Annotated in this window: 1 protein-coding gene; it reads left to right on the forward strand. The window is 57.7% G+C overall.

Annotated elements, in window-relative coordinates; all coding sequences use genetic code 11:
• Positions 1-385: glutathione S-transferase C-terminal domain-containing protein (locus EOA85_RS35170; protein ID WP_206523469.1), on the forward strand; the 385-nt coding region annotated here is incomplete at its 5' end.
• Between the last annotated feature and the right edge of the window lie 1,058 nt (positions 386-1,443).

The raw sequence follows: 1,443 nt of genomic DNA on the forward strand, positions 1-1,443 counted from the left end.
TTTCTATGCTTATGCGCCGGAAAAGATCGAATATGCCATCGACCGCTTCGCCATGGAGGTGAAGCGCCAGATGGACGTGCTCGACCGGCGGCTGGCCGAAACCGAATATCTCGGCGGCAGCGACTACACGATCGCCGACATGGCGGTCTGGCCGTGGTATGGCGGTCTGGCCAAGGGCCGGCAGTACAATGACTCCGCCACCTTCCTTTCGGTGCAGGAATACAAGCACGTGCAGCGCTGGGCCGAAGCAATCGACGCACGGCCGGCGGTGCAGCGCGGCCGCATGGTCAACCGCGCCTTCGGCGAGCCGGCGATGCAGCTGCACGAGCGCCACGACGCCAGCGATTTCGACACCAAGACGCAGGACAAGCTGGCGGCCGAATGAGCGGCTTTGGCCAGACGCGTGGGGCCGGAGACGTCCGGCGCCGCGCTTCTCGACCACATGGATCCTAGGGTCTCCGCGACGTCGCTTCGCTCCTGCTTCGCCCTAGGATGACGAAGCCATCACTGCTTAAGGCCAATCGCGGACGGTGAAGATTGGCAGTTGCGTCGCCGCGTGGCGGTTGATGGCAAATCGCAAACTTCGAGATTGGCTGAACAACACTCCCCCGTTCGTCATCCTAGGGCGGGCGGGAGCGCAGACCTAGGGATCCATACCGTTACGATGACCGAGAAGGGCAGCGATCGCCCTCAAGCCTGTCCTATTGCGCAAGCCACAGGCAGGCTTCCGTGCTGCCAACACCAGACATATGTATCCGGAATTATATACTGCTTGACTAAAGTAACGGAACGTCCAATGCACATTCCCAGAACCGAACAAGTCCGCTTTCAAAAGGCTTAGACCATATTATCTATTTCAGTCACATCATGATCTAAGCACATCGATATTCTGCCGGCGCGTAACCTGAATCTCGACACGTCGTAAACCGATACTCGTCGGTCCAGCACTCGCGGTCGCGGATCACCTATGTGTCTTTCGCCCGGCTCTGTAGATCAGTTGGACGACGAACAAAAAATATCCGACCTGCGAAACGATCAAGGTAAGGACCGTCCAGCCCAGCGCCTTCCAGATTGAACCCGTTGCCAAAAAAGTCGAGAGCGCCACGACGAATGACGCGGTGGTCATCCCCACCAGGAACTGTGGAAAATTCATCGCTTTCCAAAGCCGGCCCGGAGCTTCTAACAGCCGCGACGGCCACCCTTGCCCATTTACCCCGGACCAACGTTTTCACCCTTTCAAACGTTGCGCAAGTGGCAAATGGATCAGAAGTGTGCACATGCTTAATGCATCCTATGGTTGAGATACATCCTGGCGTCGTGCTGTTCCATTTCAAAAAGAGCAGACCTATCGAAAGGCACGATGGAAAGTTGTTGCGCGCCGGGTGCGCTGGGCGCAACGTGGGCCCCGCGGACTGGCACAAAACAAGAATATCAGTCCAGGGG

This window comes from Mesorhizobium sp. M5C.F.Ca.IN.020.29.1.1 (assembly GCF_003997375.1).
Taxonomy (GTDB): Bacteria; Pseudomonadota; Alphaproteobacteria; order Rhizobiales; family Rhizobiaceae; genus Mesorhizobium; species Mesorhizobium wenxiniae.